Raw genomic sequence first — 17707 nt, 5'->3', positions numbered from 1 at the left:
TGTTGTAGTCCTGGGGATCGGTTCCCGGCCTAGGAGATGATCGTCTTGCGAGTGACCACGTCCTTCCATCAGGTAATTTCCGCCTACCTCAAGGACGAGACCACTCGTGAAGACCCTCAATCTGGGGATTCTGGCGCATGTTGACGCCGGGAAGACGAGCCTGACCGAGCGGCTGTTGCACACCGCCGGGATCATCGGCGAGCTGGGCAGCGTCGACGACGGCAGCACGCAGACCGACACACTGGCGCTCGAACGTGCCCGTGGCATCACCATCAAGGCGGCCGTGGTGTCGTTCGCCCTCGGCGACGTCACCGTCAACCTGATCGACACCCCGGGCCACCCCGATTTCATCGCCGAGGTCGAACGCGCTCTCGGCGTGCTCGACGGCGCCGTCCTGGTGCTTTCGGCGGTCGAAGGCGTCCAGGCGCAGACCCGCGTCCTGATGCGGACGCTACGACGGCTGGGCATTCCGGTGCTGCTGTTCGTGAACAAGCTGGACCGCCGGGGGGCCGATCCCGGCAGGGTGCTCCGGGAGGTCACCGCAAAGCTCACGCCGTCGGCGATCGCGATGGACCCCATGGAGCCCGATCGGGTGATCGACCTCCTGGCGACCGTCGACGAGGACTTCCTCACCGAGTACCTCACGGCCCCGGACGCGTTCACGCCGTCGCGACTCCGCGCCGAACTGACGGTGAAAGTCGCCGAAGGTCTCGCTCATCCGGTCTACTTCGGATCCGCGATCACCGGCGCCGGGATCGACGCGCTCCTCGATGGTATCGAGAACCTTTTGCCCGCCGGGGAAAGTGACGTCGACGGGCCACTGTCCGGCACGGTGTTCAAGGTCGAGCGCGCGCCGGGTGGCGAGAAGATCGCCTACGTGCGGCTGTTCTCCGGCAGCGTCTCCGTGCGCGAGAAGGTCCCGCTCGGGGACGGCGAAGGCAAGGTCACCGCGATCAGTGTCTTCGAAAACGGCTCGGCCGTGCCATCGGGATCGGTCGGCGCCGGGCGGATCGCGAAGCTTTCCGGGCTCGACGTCCGGGTCGGCGACATGCTCGGGGCCCGGACCCGAGGGTGGGAAGGGCTGTTCTCGCCACCAACGCTGGCAACCGTCGTCTCGCCGGTACGCCCGTCCGATCGCGGGCCGCTGCACCAGGCGCTCACCCGGCTGGCCGAGCAGGACCCCCTGATCGGGCTGCGGTACGACGGGGTCCGCCAGGAGACTTCCGTTTCGTTGTACGGAGAAGTGCAGAAGGAGGTCATACAGGCGACGCTCGCGGAAGAGTACGGCCTCGACGTCACGTTCAGTGAGACGACGACGATCTGCGTCGAGCATGTCTCCGGCACCGGGTCGGCCGCCGAACTCATCGGCAAGGCACCGAACCCCTTTCTGGCGACGATCGGGCTCCGGGTCGGACCGGGGTCACCCGGAAGCGGGATCTCGTTCCGGCTGGAGGTCGAACTCGGCTCCATGCCGTATTCCTTCGTCAAAGCGGTGGAGGAAACGGTGAAGGAGACGCTGCGCGAGGGCCTCCACGGCTGGGAGGTGCTCGATTGCGTGGTGACGATGACGCATTCGGGCTACTACGCCCGGCAAAGCCATGCGCACGGCACCTTCGACAAAAGCATGTCCAGCACCGCGGGCGACTTCCGCGACCTGACGCCGTTGGTGTTGATGGCGGCGTTGCGCGAGGCCGGGACCACCGTGCACGAACCGATGCACCGGTTCGTCCTCCAGGCCCCGGCCGACACCCTCGGTCCGGTCACCGCCCTGCTGGCGCAGGCTCGTGCCGTCCCGCGCACGACGGTCACGAAAGCCGGGACGGCGGAGCTGGAAGGCGAGATCCCGGCGGTGAAAACCCATGAGGTGCATCGGTTCCTGCCCTCGGCGACCCGGGGCGAAGGCACGATGGAGACCGCGTTCCACGGCTACCGGCCTGTCCGGGGTGCCGCGACGACTCGGTCGAGAACCGATCACAACCCGTTGAACCGCAAGGAATACCTGCTACACGTGCTGCGGCGCGTCTGAGGAACGGAGAGCGACATGGTTTCCCGGCTCGGAGTCAGGATCCCCCGCGAACTGCCCGCCGCCCGGCTGACCGGCCTCGCCCGGCGCGCGGAACAGGAGGGCCTGGACGAGGTCTGGATCGTCGAGGACTGCTTCTACGCGGGCGGGATCGCGACGGCGTCGGCGGTGCTGGCGGCGACCGAGAAGATCACCCTCGGCATCGGCATCATGCCCGCCGTGGCGCGGAACCCGGCCATCGCGGCGATGGAGATCGCGGCGCTGGCGGAGCTGTACCCGGGGCGGCTGATCGCCGGGTTCGGGCACGGCGTGCCGAGCTGGATGCGGCAGATCGACGCGTGGCCGAAGTCGGCGCTGGCCGCCTTCGAGGAGACGCTGACGGTGCTGCGGCGGCTACTGGCGGGTGAGCGCGTTTCGTTCGAGGGCAAGCATGTCCGGCTCGACGAGGTCGAGCTGGAGTTCCCGCCCGCGCTGCCGCCGAAGCTCATCGCCGGCGTCCGCGGCCCGAAGTCGCTCGCGGCGGCGGGCCGGGTCGCCGACGGGACACTGCTCGCCGAACCGGCGACACCGGAGTACGTCCGCGCGACGCGGGACCTCATCGGCGTGGAGGGTCATACGATCGCCACCTACAACTGGCTCGCCCTCGACGCCGACCCCGAACGGGCCCGCGAGCGTGCCAGGGCCGACGTCGCTTCCGCGATCGGGCCGAACTCGGGCCCGGCGCTGGAACCACTGGACTTCGGCGCCGAACTGCTGGCCGAGGTCGCGGCGGCGAACGGCGACCGGGCAGACCTGGCGCGGCGGTTGCGGCCCGAGTGGATCGACCGGCTGAGCATCAGCGGGCCGCTCGACCGCTGTGTCGAGCAGATCCGCGCGCTGTACGCGGCCGGGACCGAATCCGTCATCCTCCTCCCCCTGCTCGGCGAGCCGGAGGAAGAGTCCTTCGCCGCGGCGGGCCGGATCGCCTCGGCCCTGCGCGGCTGACGTCTACCGCGTTTAGTCCTCTAAATGCGGTCCTTGCACACGCAACTACCGCGTTTAGAGGACGAAACGCGGCCGGGCGTCGAGGGCCTTGACGACGGCGACCATGTCCTCCGCGCCGAAGCCGAGCCGTGCGGTTTCGGCGTAGAGCGCGCGGGACGCCTCGATCAGCGGCAACTCGAGTCCTGCCTCCCTCGCCGCGGCCGCGATCAGCTCGACGTTGGCCAGGACGTTCGCGATCGAGGCCTGCGGCGCGAAATCCTCCTCGACGAGCTTGGGCGCCTTGACCCGCAGGATCGGGCTGGCCAGCTGTCCCGCGCCGAGGACGTCGGCGAGCAGGCCGGGATCGAGTTCGTAGGCCCGGGCGAAACGCACGGTCTCGGCCAGGCTCGTGACGACCGCGGTCAGATGCACGTTGACCGCGAGCTTCATCAGGAGCCCGTTGGGCACCGGCCCGCAGTACACGGTTTCCCGGCACATCGGCGCGAACAGCTCGCGTACCTCGTCGATCGTGCCGGGGTCCCCCGCGAGCATCGCGACCAGCTCCCCCGCCTCCGCCGGGACCCGTGAGCCGGAGACCGGCGCCTCCACGTACTTCGCCCCGGCCGCGAGGAGCTCCGCCTCGAGTTCGCGGGAGTGGCCGGGCGCCGTCGTTCCCATGTGGACGATCGTGCGGCCGGCCAGCGCGGATCGCCCGCGCTCGAGCACGGCGTCGACGGCGTCCGCGTCCTTGAGCATCAGGATCACGACCTCGCACCGCGCGAAGAGCTCGGCCACGTCTTCGACCGTTTGGCCTGCCTTGCCCGGCGTGCGATTCCAGGCGAGAAGCGGGATTCCGGCCCGCGCCAGGTTCCGTGCCATCGGCTCGCCCATGCTGCCCAGCCCGGCGAAACCGACTCGCGAGATTCCCATGGACCCACTGTGCGGCACCGACGGGCTCGGGTGCGGCCGATGAGACGATCCTGCCGGAAGTCGCGAGGAACGGGCTGGGCACGGAGCGCCCCGGCACCCGCGGCCGGAGCGTGTCGCGAAAGCCACTTTCGCGACGCCTGATGTCCCGAAAGTGGCTTTCGCGACACCGCCGCCGCGCGCCACCCGGGACCACCGGCTCAGAACGGGTGCTCCATCCACACGTTCGCCTCCACGTAGACCCCGCAGTCCCGCTCGACGTTCGCGTGCACCGGCGCGATCCCGCCAGGGATCACGTTGTCGCCGTCGGCGAGTTTGACGCCGGTCCAGTCGTGCCAGTCCGCGATCGAGCCCGAGATCGTCACCGCGAACGGGCACACCTTGATCATCCGCGCGCCGAGCCGTTCGTGGGTGCGCAGCCAGCGGTCGGCGAGATACCCGTCCTCGCGCCGCCGGACGGCGTACTCCTCCATGGGTGTGCCCGGTTCGTCCTCCTTGCCGATCGGGCGCACGGAGACGATCAACCGCTCCAGTCCCGTTTCGGCCGCCCGTGCCTTCAGCGCCTTCAGCATCGGCGTGGACAGGCCCGTCCCGCGCATCCGTGGCGCCACAACGACTTCGAGGGCGCACAGGGTGTCCGGCGCGCGGCCGTCCATGAGATCCTGCGCGGCCCACTGGATCGCCTCGTCCCAGCCGTGCGCCGGCAGTTCGCGGCGGTCCTCGGCCGGGTAGGCCAGCGGGACCGACAGCGCTCGCGCGATCGGTTCGCCGTCGTCGTCCAGCGCGATCAGGAAATACCGGGACCAGTGGCGCAGGAGCCGTTCCGGGGTGATCATCTTGCCGCTGAACCCGGCGTAGATGAACCCACCGCCGACATCACCGAGGTTCAGCGCGGGTTCGAGGAGATCGGGGCGGGACGCAAGATCGACGATTCGCATGCCGCCAAGTCAAGCGAGCCGGTGCCCGGCCCGATAGCTGCTTCCGGGCGATGATCAAGCCGGCTGACGCGGAGCCGCCTGCAGCCGGGAGAGCACGTCGGTGAGCCTGCCCGCGGCGACGTCCCACTCCTCCAGGACACTGCTCCGCGCGAGCGCCGACGTCCGCAGGGAATGGCGGAGTTCGGCGTCGAGCGACCAGCGCAGCAACGCCGCCGCGAGCGCCGAGGGATTGTTCGGCGGCACCAGCATGCCGGGGACGCCGCCGCCGGGCGCCGTGCCGAGCGCGTCGTGCGCGCCGGCGGTTTCGGTGGCCACCACGGGGATGCCGCGCGCGAGCGCCTCGGCGACGACCAGCCCGGACGTGCCGCCCCTGGCGGGCAGCACGAGCAGATCCGCGCCGTCGTAGACCAGGTCGAGATCGTCCGGCGGCTGGATGAGGCTGATCCGGGAACCGAGCCCGAGCCGTTCGACCGTCCAGCGCAGCTCGTCGACGTACGCGGGATCGTGCTGTGTCGCACCGGCGAACACGCATTTGAACGCCAGTTCGTCGACCAGCGAAAGCGCGCGGATGAGGACGTCCTGGCCGTGGCGCGCGGTCATGGGCGCCAGGCACAGCAGCCGGGAGACACCGTCGGCCCCGGCGGCGAGCGGGGCCGCGTCCGTGCCCGGTGTCGCGACGTAGACCCGCGTCGGGTCGAGGTCGTGCCGGTCGATCAGCTGGCGCGCGAGCCACGGCCCGGTGGCGACGATCATCCCCGTCAGCCGCAGGGTCTCCCGTTCGCACGCGTCGAGTTCGGCGGCCTGCGCCGGATCGAGCGCGGGGTCGTCGGCGAGCGGCCGGTGGACCAGGACTGCCAGCCGCAGCCGCCGCGCGTGCGGGACCACGATCTCCGGGACCCCGCAGGCGACCGTGCCGTCGATCAGGACGACGGTGTCGTCGGGCAGCGCGGCGAGCGACCGGGCCAGTCTCGACCGGGCCAGCGGGCCGGGCATCGGCCATTCGCCGGCGATCGGCAGTTCCAGCAGCGGGAGACCGGTGGCCGGGAGGTTCTGGCACATCCGGCGGTCGTATTCACCGCTGAAGTCCTCGGTTTCGCCCGGCAGGACGAAGACCACCGGTTCGGTCACGGTTACCTCCAGATGCGGGCGCCTTACCGATAGACACGGATACGGCGCCCGTCCGGTTCACTTCCCGCGTGCGGAAAGTTCAGCCCGCCGCGCGCGCGATCGCGGCGACGACCTCGTCACGCAGCCCGGCACCGACCGCGATGGTGGCCGCCGAACGCACCGTGTGGTCGCCGCCGCCGGTGTCGACGACCACTCCCCCGGCCTCCCGGACCAGCAGGACTCCCGCCATCGTGTCCCACGGCTGGTTGGCGAGGATGACGCTCGCGTCGAGTTTGCCGTCCGCGACCCAGGCCAGGTCGATCGCCGCGGAGCCGAGGAACCGGACCCGCTGCACCCGGCCGCCGAGTTCGGCCAGCAGCGCCATCCGGACACGGTTCTTGGCCTCCGCGCCCTCGCCGACCGCGAAGTCGCCGACACTCACGATCGCGTCGGACAGCTCCGTCGCTTTCGACGCCTCAAGACGCTCTTCGCCCGCATACGCGCCCTGCCCCTCGACGGCGGTGTAGGTGACGTCGAGGAACGGCAAGGAGATCGCCGCGACCGTGCTCTTGAGACCGTCGACGAGGCCGAGCGAAACGCCGCACAGCGGGATGCCGCGCGCGAAGTTCGCCGTGCCGTCGACCGGGTCGAGCGCCCACCAGAGGTCCTTGTCGCCCTCGTGCCCGCGTTCCTCGCCGAGGATGCCGATCTCCGGTGTCTCGCGGGCCAGGAATTCGCGGACGGCGTCCTCGACGGCGAGGTCGACGTCGGTCACCATATCGCGATCACCTTTGGCGGCAACGGAAAACGACGTCATCGAGCGGATGATCCCGGTCGCCTTGGCGACGGCCTCGCGGGCGACGGACAACAATGCGGTGTGGTCGGTCATCTGAGTACCGTAGCCGGAATGGACCTGTTCCCGACGGCCACGACGGCCGACGAAAGCGCCCGCGGTGCCGAGGTCGCGGTGCTGCCCGTCGGCAGTTTCGAACAGCACGGAGCACATCTTCCGCTCGCCACCGACGCCCTGATCGCGACGACGATCGCCGGCGCCCTCGCCGCGGCGTACCCGGTGCTGCGGCTCCCGCCGGTCACGATCGGCTGCTCGCACGAACACGCGGACTGGGCGGGCACGGTCAGCGTTTCGGCCGCGACCCTGTACGCCGTGGTGAACGACGTGGCGGCCTCCCTGCGCCGCTCCGGCGTACCGAAACTGGTGCTGGTGAACGCGCACGGCGGCAACTACGTGCTGTCCAACGTGGTCCAGGAGTCGACGTCGCCGATGGCGCTCTTCCCCGGTGTCGAAGGCTGGCAGGCGGCGCACGCCGCGGCCGGGCTGGAGACGTCGCTGGACAGCGACATGCACGCCGGGGAGCTGGAGACCTCCCTCCTGCTGCACGCGCACCCCTCGCTGGTCCGGCCCGGTTTCGCCGAGGCGGATCACCTCGCCGACGACAGGCGGCACCTGCTCACGGTGGGCCTGCGCCCGTACTCGGATTCCGGGGTCGTCGGGCGGCCTTCGCTGGCGACGGCGGAGAAGGGACGGCTGGTCCTGGAGTCACTGGTGGAGAGCTTCGGGGACACTCTGGCCGCGCTGGGCTGAAGGGGACCTTCCCCGCATGTCATGCGACGAAAGCGCCCTTCACCGCGTAGGACGCGGGAAAGTTCCCTTCAGCCCCCCGCCGAGCCCACAGCCTCGACCGCGTCCAGATGCGGCAGGAAGTGGTGCATCCGCTCCTGTTTCGTCCGCAGGTACCGCAGGTTCTCGTCGTTCGGCGTGACCAGCAGCGGCACCCGTTCGCTGATCCGCACCCCGTGCCGTTTCAGCTGGTCGACCTTCGCCGGGTTGTTGGACAGCAGCCGCACCGACCGCACTCCCAGGTCGTTCAGGATCTCCGCCGCGGCACGGTAGTCGCGCGCGTCCACCGGCAGGCCCAGCGCGATGTTCGCCTCGACGGTGTCGAGCCCTTCGTCCTGTAGCCGCATAGCCTTCAGCTTCGCGAGCAGGCCGATCCCGCGTCCTTCGTGGCCCTGGGCGTACACGAGGATTCCGGCGCCCTCGTCGACGATCGCTTGCAGCGCGGCGGCCAGCTGGTCGCCGCATTCGCAGTGCATCGAGCTGAAGACGTCACCGGTGAGGCATTCGGAATGGACCCGCGCCAGCGTGCCGGAGTTCGCGACCTCGCCGTGCACCAGCGCCATCTGTTCGGTGCCGTCGGCGTCCAGGTACCCATAGGCGCGGAAGACGCCGTATCGGGTGGGCAGTCTGGTCTCCACGACCCTCTCGACGGTCATCGGGTTTCTCCTCTGTTCGGTGACTCTTGACGGAACGCGCGAGCAGGACGCCCGCACCGGGAAGGCCGGCGAAGAGCGCGAGCACGCCGTAGACGACGGCCACGGTGACGCCTTGCGACGATCCGAGCCCCGCGGTGCCGAACAGCAGCGCGCAAACCCCTTCGCGCGGGCCCCAGCCGCCGATGTTCAGCGGCAGGCCCATCGCGAGCAGGGCGAGGATCATCAACGGCAGCAGGTCGCCGACCGGCGCGGTGACCCCGGCCGCGCGCGCGGCGACGACGAACAGCGCGAGATGCCCGGCCAGGGTGGCGGCCGAAAGCAGGCTCACACCGGGCCAGGTCTCCTTGGTCAGCAGACCGAGCCGGACGTCGGCGAGGGTGACGGCGAACCCGCGGCGCCATTTCGATCCACTGTGGATCCACCGCTTTCCGGCCGTCATCCCGGTGACGACGAGCACGAGGGCGAGCGCGACCACCACGATCCCCGCGCCCGTGACGACGCCGTCGATCGGCGGGGGCACCACGGAAGGCGCGACGAGCACGACGGCGACCGAAGCACCGATGACCGCGATCTGCCCGGCCGTCCGCTCCAGCACCACCGCGCGGACGCCGCGCGGGACGTCACCGGCTTCGCGGCCGTGCTGCACGGCCCGGTCGACGTCGCCGAGGACACCCGCCGGCAGGACCCCGTTGAGGAACAACGCGCGGTAGTACTCGCCGACCGCGCTCGGCAGCGACAACCGGAGGCTGAGCCGCCGCGCGACCAGGCACCAGCGCCAGGCGCTGAAAACCGTGGTGGCGAACCCGATCCCGAGCGCGGCGGCGATCCCGCCCGCGTCGACCTCGCGCAACCCGGCCAGGAACGCGCCCGTGCCCAGCTGCCAGACGAGCACCCCGAGGATGCCGAGCGCGCCGAGGATCCGCAGCCACGGCCAGAACCGTTTCACGCGGGCACCACCAGCAGGTCTTCGTGCTGGATCACCGCGTCCAGCTCGCCCGCCGCGCACTGCGCGAGCCGCCACCGCAGGTAGGCGTCCCCGTCCGCCGCCAGCTCCGGCCGCTGTTCGCAGGCGGCGCCGACCCAGCCGGTGAGCCATTCCGCGGTCAGCGCGGCCTGGTCGGCCCCGAGCCGCCACGGGCTGGGAGCGCGCCGCACGGTGGCGCCGAGCCGTTCGAAGACGCCGAAAGCGACGTCCACCGCGTCCGGGCCGAGCAGCCATCGCCCGTCGGTCACCCGGCGCTGGTGCGCGTTGAAGGCGTCGGAGATCTCGACGTCGAACTTGTCCTTGGGCGACAGCACCACCCGGCCCGAAACGCTCAACGTGAACAGGACCGCGCACCCCGCTTCGACGCAGGCCTCCGCCAGCCGGGACATCTCGTCGGCGGTGAGCAGATCGAGCAGTGCCGACGCCGCCACGAGCGAGGTCCCGGCCAGATCCTCCGCGCGTAACGCGGTGATGTCACGCTGTTCGGTGACGACCGTGACCTCGCTTCCGTCCAAAGCGTGTTCCGGACGGCTGGTGCGCGCCACCGCGTGGACGAGCAGGCCGGGGTCGCGGTCGTGCAGGATCCAGCGCTGACGGCCGGGCAGCCGCAGCGCCAGCCAGCGGCCGAGCGAACCGGTGCCACAACCCAGATCCCGGACGACCACCTCGTCCCGCCCGCGCAGGAACGCGCGCACCGGTTCGATCAGCTCGGTCGCGCGGGCGGCGGCGTCCGCGTCCTCACGCAACCGGAGCCAGCTGGGGGCGAACTTGGTCATGCCGCCGTCCTTTCGCTCAGCAGTACGGCGGCGACACCGCGGGCCGTCTCGTCCCAGCCGGTCAGCGTCTCGCGGCGAAGACGGGCGGAGGCGCGAAGGCGATCACGCAGTTCGGGTTCGGTGAGCCAGCGGCGAAGGGCCGCGGCCAGCGCGTTGACGTCCTCACCGGGGACGAGCATCCCGGGCACACTGCCGTCGGACGCCTGGCCCAGGGTGTCCGGCAGCGCGTCGACGGCGGTCGTCAGTACGGGAACGCCGTGGGCGAGCGCCTCGGTGACGACCATCCCGTAGGTTTCCGCGCGCGACGGCAGCACGAGAAGGTCTGCGGCCGCGTACGTCGCTTCGAGCGCTTCGCCGGATCGCGGGCCGGTGAGCGTGAACCGATCACCGAGCGCGTGTCGCCGCAGGCGTTCGACGTAGCGGGTCTCGCGGGGAACGGCGCCGACGCACTCACAGCTCCACGGGAGCTCCTTGAGCGACTTCAGCGCGTCCGCGAGCAGGCCCTGCCCCTTGCGCGGCGTCACGTTGGCGACGCAGACCAGCCGCGTCCCGTCCAAGCTCCCGGAAGCGACTTCGGCCCTGTCCACCCCGGGTGGCACCACGTACACGCGGTGCGGGGCGAGGTCGTGGTGCTCGATCAGCCGCCGCGCCGCCCAAGCGCTGGTCACGACCACGGCCTCGACCGCGGCGAGCGTCTCGCGTTCCAGCCGGTCCAGCTCGGCGGCGAGGGAAGGCGACAGGCCCGTCTCGTCGGCCAGCGGCAGATGCACCAGCACGGCGATCGACAGCCGCCGCGCGGCGGGCGCGATCACCTCGGGCACGCCGCAGGCGACCAGCCCGTCGAGCAGGACGGCCGAACCGTCGGGCAGTCCGGCGAGTTTGCGCGCCAGCACGGTGCGGGCCTCGGTGTCGGGCCGCGGCCAGTTGCCGCGCACGGCGATCTCGTGGACCTCCGTCCCCGCCGCGACGAGGCCGTCGCACAGCCGCCGGTCGTAGACGTTGCCGCCACTGGGCGCGCGCACGTCGTCGATGTCGTTGGGCAGGACGACGTGGAGGCCGGTCACAGCGCACGCTCGTAACTCGCCCACGCGACGTGGGATTCGTGCAGTGAGACGGTGAGCCCTTCGAGCCCGCGCGCGCCTTCGCCGAGCGCTCCGGTGTGGACGCGGTCGGCGAGCCGGTCCGCGATGACCTTGGCGAGGTACTCGGTCGAGGTGTTGATCCCGGCGAACTCGGGCACGTCGTCGAGGTTGCGGTAGTTCAGGTCGGCGAGCACCGCTTTGAGCTCTTCGGTGGCCTTGCCGATGTCGACGACGATGTTGTCCGCGTCCAGTTCGGACCGGCGGAACGTCGCGTCCACCAGGAAGGTCGCGCCGTGCAGCCGCTGCGCGGGCCCGAAGACCTCGCCTCGGAAGCTGTGGGCCACCATGACGTGGTCGCGGACGGTGATACTGAACAACGGACCTCCCGGGTCGAACCCTTAACGCGTGTCCTCCATCTGATAGGTGACACGGAGGCAGAGCGTTCCTGGTTCATTCGCGGCCAGACGCGGCAAGACGTCCGGTAGTTCGTGGAACTGACATTCCCCGCTGACCAGCACTTCGAATCCCGGATCGGCGAGAAGACGCAGGGCGAGCGCCAAGCGGTCGGCGTAGGTCCGGTTCAGCCGGCGGGACGGCGAGACCATGCCGACCTGGCTGCTGCGGATCGCGAGCCGTCGTGAGTGGAAGTTCTCGCCGAGCGGGACGCTGATCCTCCGGTCGCCGTACCAGCTCAACTCGATGACCTCGCCCTCCGGCGCGAGCAGCTCCAGTGACCGCGCGAGCCCCGCTTCGCTCGCGCTGGCGTGCACGACGAGGTCGCAGTCGCCCAGCGCGTCCTCGGGTGTCGAGAAGCCGACACCGAGTGCTTCGGCGATCTTCGCGCGATCCGGGTCGACGTCGATGAGCTGGACCCTGGTCGCCGGGAACCCGGCCAGCAGTTTCGCGACGCTGCTCCCGACCATCCCGGCGCCGACCACGGCGATCCGGTCGCCGAGTTTCGGCGACGCGTCCCAGACCGCGTTGACCGCGGTCTCGATCGTCCCCGCGAGGATCGCGCGCTCCGGCGGCACCCCGCGCGGCACCGGCGTGACGGCCGACGCCGGGACGACGTAGCGCGTCTGGTGCGGGTAGAGGCAGAAGACGACCTGGCCGACCAGGGCTTCCGGACCACGTTCGACCACGCCGACATTGAGGTATCCGTATTTCACGGGCCCCGGGAAGTCGCCTTCTTGGAACGGCGCGCGCATGGCCGCACGTTGGCTGGGTGGGACCTCGCCGCGGAAGACGAGCGTCTCGGTGCCCCGGCTCACGCCTGTGCACAGGGTGCGGACCAGCACTTCGCCGTCGCCGACCGGAGGGAGCGAGACCGGCCTCAGCTCACCCTCACCGGAACCACTGAACCAGAAGGCGCGTTCCATCGTGTCCTCTCATGCCGGACCCTGGAAGCGGGGTCACCGCCACCATAACGAGGAGGCCTCGTGATCAACCCCGGAGTTTTCCTGGGGGTCCTCGTCCAGCTGGCGCTGCTGGGGACGCTGGACGCCGTCGCCGGGCTGGGCCCGCTGGGCTGGCTCGCCGGAGCGGCCTACGGCCTCGCCGTGGGCGGATTCCTGACCTACGGCCTGAACCGGAGCACCGCGCGCTCCCTCGGCCCCGCCGACGCCGTCACGCTCGCCCGGTCCGGGCTGGTCGGCTGCGTGACCGCGCTCGTCGTCGACACCGCGGGCCGCGAGGTCGTCGCGATGGTCGTCCTCGCGTCGGTCGCGCTCGCCCTGGACGCCGTCGACGGCCAGGTCGCGCGCCGCACCGGGACGGCGTCCCCGCTGGGCGCGCGCTTCGACATGGAGGTCGACGCGTATCTGATCCTGATCCTGAGCGTGGTCGTCGCGCAGTCGCTGGGCCCGTGGGTGCTCACGATCGGCGCGATGCGCTATGTCTTCGTCGTCGCGGGCAGGCTGTGGCCGTGGCTGAACGCGCCGCTTCCGCCGAGCATGGCGCGCAAGACGGTCGCGGCGGTCCAGGGGATCGTGCTGGTCGTTGCGGCGTCGACGATCCTGCCGCTTTGGGCCGGCTTCGTGGTCACGCTGGGCGCGCTGGCGCTGCTGACCTGGTCGTTCGGGCGCGACACGTGGTGGCTGCTGGAACGGCACGCCTTCACCGCCGCGCCCGCGTGATCACGCGTACTGCGCTTCGCCGTTGCCGATCGACCAGTCGACGGGATTGTTCTCGGTGATCGTGACGAGCACGTTCCGCGGCTCGGTCCCCGCGTACTCCTGGGCGAGCTCCGCGATCCGCCGGTAGAGGGCCTTCTTCTGCTCGTCGGTACGTCCCTGCCGCATGGTGATCGCGACGTACACGACCCCTTCGTCGCGGTGGATCCCCAGGTAGTCGTCGTATTTCAGGATGCTCTGGCCGTTGAGGACCTGGAAGCGGTCGTCGTCCGGGATGCCGAGCGTTTCGACCATCGCGTCGTGGACCGCGTTGCCGAGGGCTTCGAGCTTGTCGGTTCCGATGGCGTCGATACGAACGAAAGGCATGTCAGTTCTCCTTGGTGGCGAGCAGGCCGAGGACGCCGTCGACGGCTTTCGCGAACACGTCCGGCGAGTCCGCGGCGCGGGCGAGGATGTAGCCGCCCTGCAGCACCGCGACCAGCGCGGTCGCCGTGGCGAGCGGGTCGAGCGCCTGGTCGAGTTCGCCGGCCGCGCGACCCTCTTCGAGCAGCTCGGCGAGGCGGCCGGTGAGCCAGCCGAAGAACTCCTCGACCGGCTTTCGCAGGTCCGCGTCGGCCATCACGTCGGGATCCTGGGCGAGCCTGCCGACCGGGCAGCCCTTGAGGACGGCGCGTTCGCGGCGCACGTAGACGGTGATGCGTTCGACGACCGAGCCGGGGCCGGAGAACTCGGCCTCCGCCCGGGCACGCAGGTCGTCGGCGCTGCGGGCGATCGCGGCGAGCGCGAGTTCGGACTTGCCCTGGAAGTGGTGGTACATGCTGCCCTGGCCGGCGCCGGAACGCTCCTGGATCGCCTTCGGGCTGGTGCCGACGTAGCCGCGCTCCCACAGGAGCTCGCGGGTGCTCTCGATGAGCCTTTCCCTCTTGTCCACGCCGTCACCGTACATACTAGTAGGTACAGTTCTCAAGGGGGGAGCAAGGGACCTTTGCTACCACTTTCGCGCTTCTCCGCAGGTCAGCGCCCTTCGCACGTGCCCCAAGTACGTGAAGGACCCCTTCCTTGCGCTAGACGCAAGCAAGGGGTCCTTCACGTACCTCAACGCTTTCAGTCGACCAAAACGCACCAAAGCCTCACGACCGCGAGCCCTGCCCGAACCGTTCCCACTCCCGGTCCCAAGCCGCCCACCGCACCCGGTTCAGCAGGTATCGCGCGAGCAGATATCCCGCCGCCAGCAGCGCCACCGCCGCCAGCCACACCCCCACCCCGACGCCGATCCCCGCGCTGGTCGCGTCCAGCGGCAGCACCGGCGGCTCGACCACGGCACCGGATTCGTCGAGCCACACGGTCACCGCGTCCCCGGCCGACGCGCCGAGATCGGCGTCGACGAAAGCCTCCTGAAAGTCCCCATCCGGCAACGCCCATCGCGCAGCCACCGAAGCCGTCTCCGCGGAGGGCGTCCCGTCGACGCCGATACGCGCCGGCGGCGCGTCTTCGAGCAGGAACGCGGTCGTCGAGTGACGCGAAGCCGTCTCAAGAGCCGAGCGTTCCATCATGGTCGCGTAGGCCTCCGAGCCGGCCGCCGCGGCCAGCGGCACACCGAGCAGCGCGATCAGGACACCGAAGACGAGGATCGCCGCCTCGACCCGGTCCGTGCCGCGAGCGAGCGGGTTCCGGCCGAGGTGGAGCCGGCGCCACAGGTACACGAGCGACACGACGGACCTCCTTCACCGGGTAAGCCTGCGCCGGGAAGAGCCGTCGCGACAGGAGGCTTTGGTCCCGCGTCAAGGACCACGTCCACAGTGGCCTGCCGGTTCATCGCACGACGTGGTCGTACGCGCACTTCAGGTCGTCGACCCGGCCAGGCGGCGCGACCAGCGGCCCTTTCGCCCAATCGCAGCCGAGTTCGTGCAGGACTTCCAGCTGCCGCGCGGTTTCGACCCCTTCGGCGACCACCACGAGGTCGACGGCGTGCGCCATCGCCATGATCCCGGCGACGATCGGCTCGGCGTCGCCCGATCTGCCGAGATCGGCCACGAACGACCGGTCGATCTCGATCACGTTCAAATCGAGGCGGCACAGCTGGGCCAGCGAGGAATACCCGGCGCCGAACCGTTCCGCGGTCACCCGCACCCCGGTCTTCCGCAGCGCGTCGATCGCGTCGGCCGCGTCCTTCAGCGCCGTCTCGTCGACGTCGAGGCTCAGATCCTGCGGCCCCAGCCCCGCCGCCTCCAGTGTTGTCTGAACCACTTGCAGCAGCGTGGGATCGCCCAGTTGGCGGACCGAAAGACTCACATTCACATTACAGTGCACACCATGATCGGCACGCCATCGAGAGATCTCGCGGGCGGCCTTGGCGAGAACCTCCGCTCCGATGACCGTCATGAGATCGCCTTCGTCGGCGATCTCGGTCAATTCCGCCGGATCGACCGGTCCGCGCTCCGGGTGATTCCAAGAGGACTTCGCCTTCACCGCGACCATGTCGCCGGTCCGCAAATCGACGACGGGCTGATAAACGGTCTCGACCAGGCCTTCGGCGACGGCGTTGCGCAGATCCTGCTCCAGAGCGAATCGATCCTGTACTCGTTTTCGCATGATCGGCGCATAGAACGCATAACGGCCGGGCCCGAATGTCTTGGCCTGATACATCGCCAGATCGGCGTCTTCCAGCAATTCGTCGGCACTGCGCGGATCGCCCGGTTCTGCGATCACTATTCCGATACTCGTATTTATATGCAGTTCGCGGCCGTGCACGGTGAGCGATTCGGCGAGCAGCCGTTGGAGATGGTCGGCCAGCGCCCGCACCTCGGCGGCTTCGGTATAACCGGTGGTGATGACCAGGAATTCGTCCCCGCCGAGCCGTCCGACCAGGTCCGAAGGCCCGGCGGCGGCCCGCAGCCGGTCGCCGATGATGCGCAGCACCTGGTCGCCGACGGTATGACCGAGCGAATCGTTGATGATCTTGAACTTGTCGAGGTCGATGAACAGCACGGTGGTCGTCCGCGCCGGATCGGCGATCGTGCGGCGCAGGTGGTTCAGCGCGAACGTGCGGTTCGCCAGCCTGGTCAGCGGATCGTGGGTGGCCTCGTAGGCCAGCCGTTCGCTGATCGCCCGCCGGTCGGTGATGTCGGCGAAGGACGTCAGCACCGACGGCACGCTCTGCCCCGGCGCCATCAGCGGGCCGGAGGTCAGCGAAAGCCATCGATGGGCGCCGTCGCGCCGCCGCACCTGCACGACCCGCCCGGTCTCGACCTTCCCGGAACGCCGCACGCGCGCGGACGGCAGATCGTCGACGGGCACCGGGACGCCGCGCTCGTCGTGCAGCCGCAACGTCCGGCTCTCCAGGCCGACCAGGGAACCCGGCGGCACCCCGGCGATCCGATGCGCCGCCGAGTTCGCCAGCTCGATCCGCCCGCCCGGGCCGACCACCAGCACTCCTTCGTCGAGCGTCTCGACGACGGTGGCGAATTCCGCCTCGGCCCGGCGCTGCGCGGTCTCGTCGGCGCACAGCAGCACGTAACCGTCGAACATCTCGGCCGCGGAGACCCGCACCGCCAGCGCCGTGCCGTCGGCGCTGTAGTGCGTGGCCTGCACGACGCCGCCCGCGGCGACGACCTGCCGAGGGCTCATCGGCGCGCCGACGACCTCGGCGACCGGAACCCCGATGACCTGGTCGAGATCATGGCCGTAGACGGCCTCGGCCGCCGGATTCCAGCTGGTCACCAGCCCGTCGGGAGAGGTCGCGATGATCGCGTCGCTCGCGTGGCCGACCAGCGCGGCCTGAAACCGCAGACCGGCCTCGGCCGCCTTCTGCGTGGTCAGGTCGCGCATGATCACCTGGTACGCGGGTTCGCCCTCCCACGTCGTGAGCACCGCCTGCGATTCGACGGTGACCCGGCGCCCCTGCAGGGTCCGCAGGGTCATCTCGGTCGGTTCGCTGAACGAGCCGGGCGAGACCAGCGAGCCGATCCGCGCCAGCAGCGCGTCCTGCGAGCCGGCGTCCACCAGATCCGTGATGTGCATCCCGATGATCTCGGTCGACACCTTCGCGCCCACGAACCGCATCGTGGCCGAGTTCACGAAGACGACTTTGCCCCGCTGATGGACGCAGATCCCGTAAGGGCTCGCCTCCACCATCGTGAGGTATTGCGTTCCCAATGCGCCGCCGTCGGAATTTTGCTCCAAAAGGCGGTACCCCTGACCGAGAAAGGCGAGCGCGGGTTCGCCGCGCTGATCCCTCTCGGCGGACAACTCGGTCAGCAGACGGACGAGCGACGCGTGCCGGTCGGGTTTTCCCACCGTGCGGGTCGCGGTGCCGTTCGCTGGCGAGGAATCCTGATCCGAGGGCCGGTGGGTGTCGGGAGTCCCACCGTCGAGATCGTCAGGATCCATCTGATCCAAACCCCCTACTCGACTGATGTAGCTTCCGATTAGATCACTAAATCGACGTAGCCGTCCTCCCCGGACAGCTGATCGGTGCGG

General features: G+C 70.1%; 17 protein-coding genes and 1 pseudogene. 4 read left to right on the top strand and 14 right to left on the bottom strand.

The window, feature by feature from the left end; genetic code table 11:
• Positions 1–106: 106 nt before the first annotated feature.
• Together ACOCEP_RS17965 and ACOCEP_RS17960 are read left to right on the top strand one after the other, a co-directional pair.
• Complete coding sequence (locus ACOCEP_RS17965; RefSeq protein ID WP_482338579.1) at positions 107–2026, top strand: GTP-binding protein; 1920 nt, start codon at positions 107–109, stop codon at positions 2024–2026.
• 15 nt (positions 2027–2041) lie between these two features.
• A complete protein-coding gene (locus ACOCEP_RS17960; RefSeq protein ID WP_482338577.1) occupies positions 2042–3007 on the top strand; it encodes an LLM class flavin-dependent oxidoreductase in 966 nt (321 codons plus the stop codon).
• A gap of 54 nt (positions 3008–3061) precedes the next feature.
• Here the strand turns inward: ACOCEP_RS17960 and ACOCEP_RS17955 are convergent, their stop codons facing one another.
• The 4 genes from ACOCEP_RS17955 to ACOCEP_RS17940 form a co-directional block, all read right to left on the bottom strand.
• Entirely contained in the window at positions 3062–3916 is an 855-nt protein-coding gene (locus ACOCEP_RS17955) for an NAD(P)-dependent oxidoreductase (RefSeq protein WP_482338576.1), read from the bottom strand.
• Positions 3917–4113: 197 nt separating this feature from the next.
• The gene (locus tag ACOCEP_RS17950; protein WP_482338574.1) at positions 4114–4851 is read right to left on the bottom strand and encodes a GNAT family N-acetyltransferase; all 738 of its coding nucleotides are present in this window, start codon (positions 4849–4851) and stop codon (positions 4114–4116) included.
• Between the two features lie 54 nt (positions 4852–4905).
• A complete protein-coding gene (locus ACOCEP_RS17945; protein ID WP_482339756.1) occupies positions 4906–5967 on the bottom strand; it encodes a glycosyltransferase family 4 protein in 1062 nt (353 codons plus the stop codon).
• 91 nt (positions 5968–6058) lie between these two features.
• Positions 6059–6847 (bottom strand): inositol monophosphatase family protein, encoded by a 789-nt coding sequence (locus ACOCEP_RS17940; RefSeq protein ID WP_482338573.1) that lies wholly within the window; start codon positions 6845–6847, stop codon positions 6059–6061.
• An 18-nt stretch (positions 6848–6865) separates the two neighbouring features.
• Between ACOCEP_RS17940 and ACOCEP_RS17935 the strand changes: the two genes are divergently transcribed.
• A complete protein-coding gene (locus ACOCEP_RS17935) occupies positions 6866–7561 on the top strand; it encodes a creatininase family protein (RefSeq protein ID WP_482338571.1) in 696 nt (231 codons plus the stop codon).
• A 68-nt stretch (positions 7562–7629) separates the two neighbouring features.
• Here the strand turns inward: ACOCEP_RS17935 and ribA are convergent, their stop codons facing one another.
• The 6 genes and pseudogenes from ribA to ACOCEP_RS17905 all read right to left on the bottom strand — a co-directional run bounded on the left by ribA (position 7630) and on the right by ACOCEP_RS17905 (position 12475).
• On the bottom strand, positions 7630–8253 hold the full coding sequence (ribA, locus tag ACOCEP_RS17930) for a GTP cyclohydrolase II (protein ID WP_482338569.1): 624 nt from the start codon (positions 8251–8253) through the stop codon (positions 7630–7632).
• 127 nt (positions 8254–8380) lie between these two features.
• Positions 8381–9145: pseudogene (locus ACOCEP_RS17925) on the bottom strand (lysylphosphatidylglycerol synthase transmembrane domain-containing protein); the annotation flags it as partial.
• Positions 9146–9195: 50 nt separating this feature from the next.
• A complete protein-coding gene (locus ACOCEP_RS17920) occupies positions 9196–10014 on the bottom strand; it encodes an SAM-dependent methyltransferase (protein WP_482338567.1) in 819 nt (272 codons plus the stop codon).
• Positions 10011–11078 (bottom strand): glycosyltransferase family 4 protein, encoded by a 1068-nt coding sequence (locus ACOCEP_RS17915; protein WP_482338566.1) that lies wholly within the window; start codon positions 11076–11078, stop codon positions 10011–10013. Before ACOCEP_RS17915 ends, ACOCEP_RS17920 begins: the two co-directional genes overlap by 4 nt.
• Positions 11075–11473, bottom strand: coding sequence for a 6-pyruvoyl trahydropterin synthase family protein (locus tag ACOCEP_RS17910; RefSeq protein WP_482338564.1), 399 nt, complete (start codon positions 11471–11473; stop codon positions 11075–11077). Before ACOCEP_RS17910 ends, ACOCEP_RS17915 begins: the two co-directional genes overlap by 4 nt.
• A 21-nt stretch (positions 11474–11494) precedes the next feature.
• Positions 11495–12475, bottom strand: coding sequence for a zinc-dependent alcohol dehydrogenase (locus ACOCEP_RS17905; protein WP_482338563.1), 981 nt, complete (start codon positions 12473–12475; stop codon positions 11495–11497).
• A 60-nt stretch (positions 12476–12535) separates the two neighbouring features.
• Between ACOCEP_RS17905 and ACOCEP_RS17900 the strand changes: the two genes are divergently transcribed.
• The gene (locus ACOCEP_RS17900) at positions 12536–13231 is read left to right on the top strand and encodes a CDP-alcohol phosphatidyltransferase family protein (RefSeq protein WP_482338561.1); all 696 of its coding nucleotides are present in this window, start codon (positions 12536–12538) and stop codon (positions 13229–13231) included.
• Here the strand turns inward: ACOCEP_RS17900 and ACOCEP_RS17895 are convergent, their stop codons facing one another.
• The 4 genes from ACOCEP_RS17895 to ACOCEP_RS17880 all read right to left on the bottom strand — a co-directional run bounded on the left by ACOCEP_RS17895 (position 13232) and on the right by ACOCEP_RS17880 (position 17617).
• Positions 13232–13594 (bottom strand): tautomerase family protein, encoded by a 363-nt coding sequence (locus tag ACOCEP_RS17895; protein ID WP_482338559.1) that lies wholly within the window; start codon positions 13592–13594, stop codon positions 13232–13234. It lies immediately after the preceding gene.
• A gap of 1 nt (position 13595) precedes the next feature.
• Positions 13596–14159, bottom strand: a complete 564-nt coding sequence (locus tag ACOCEP_RS17890; protein ID WP_482338558.1) for a TetR/AcrR family transcriptional regulator — start codon at positions 14157–14159, stop codon at positions 13596–13598.
• A gap of 199 nt (positions 14160–14358) precedes the next feature.
• Complete coding sequence (locus tag ACOCEP_RS17885; protein ID WP_482338556.1) at positions 14359–14940, bottom strand: Rv1733c family protein; 582 nt, start codon at positions 14938–14940, stop codon at positions 14359–14361.
• 100 nt (positions 14941–15040) lie between these two features.
• Entirely contained in the window at positions 15041–17617 is a 2577-nt protein-coding gene (locus tag ACOCEP_RS17880) for a sensor domain-containing protein (RefSeq protein WP_482338554.1), read from the bottom strand.
• Positions 17618–17707: the final 90 nt, after the last annotated feature.

Source organism: Amycolatopsis sp. CA-211722, from assembly GCF_056828465.1.
This window is presented reverse-complemented; position numbering and strand designations above follow the sequence as displayed.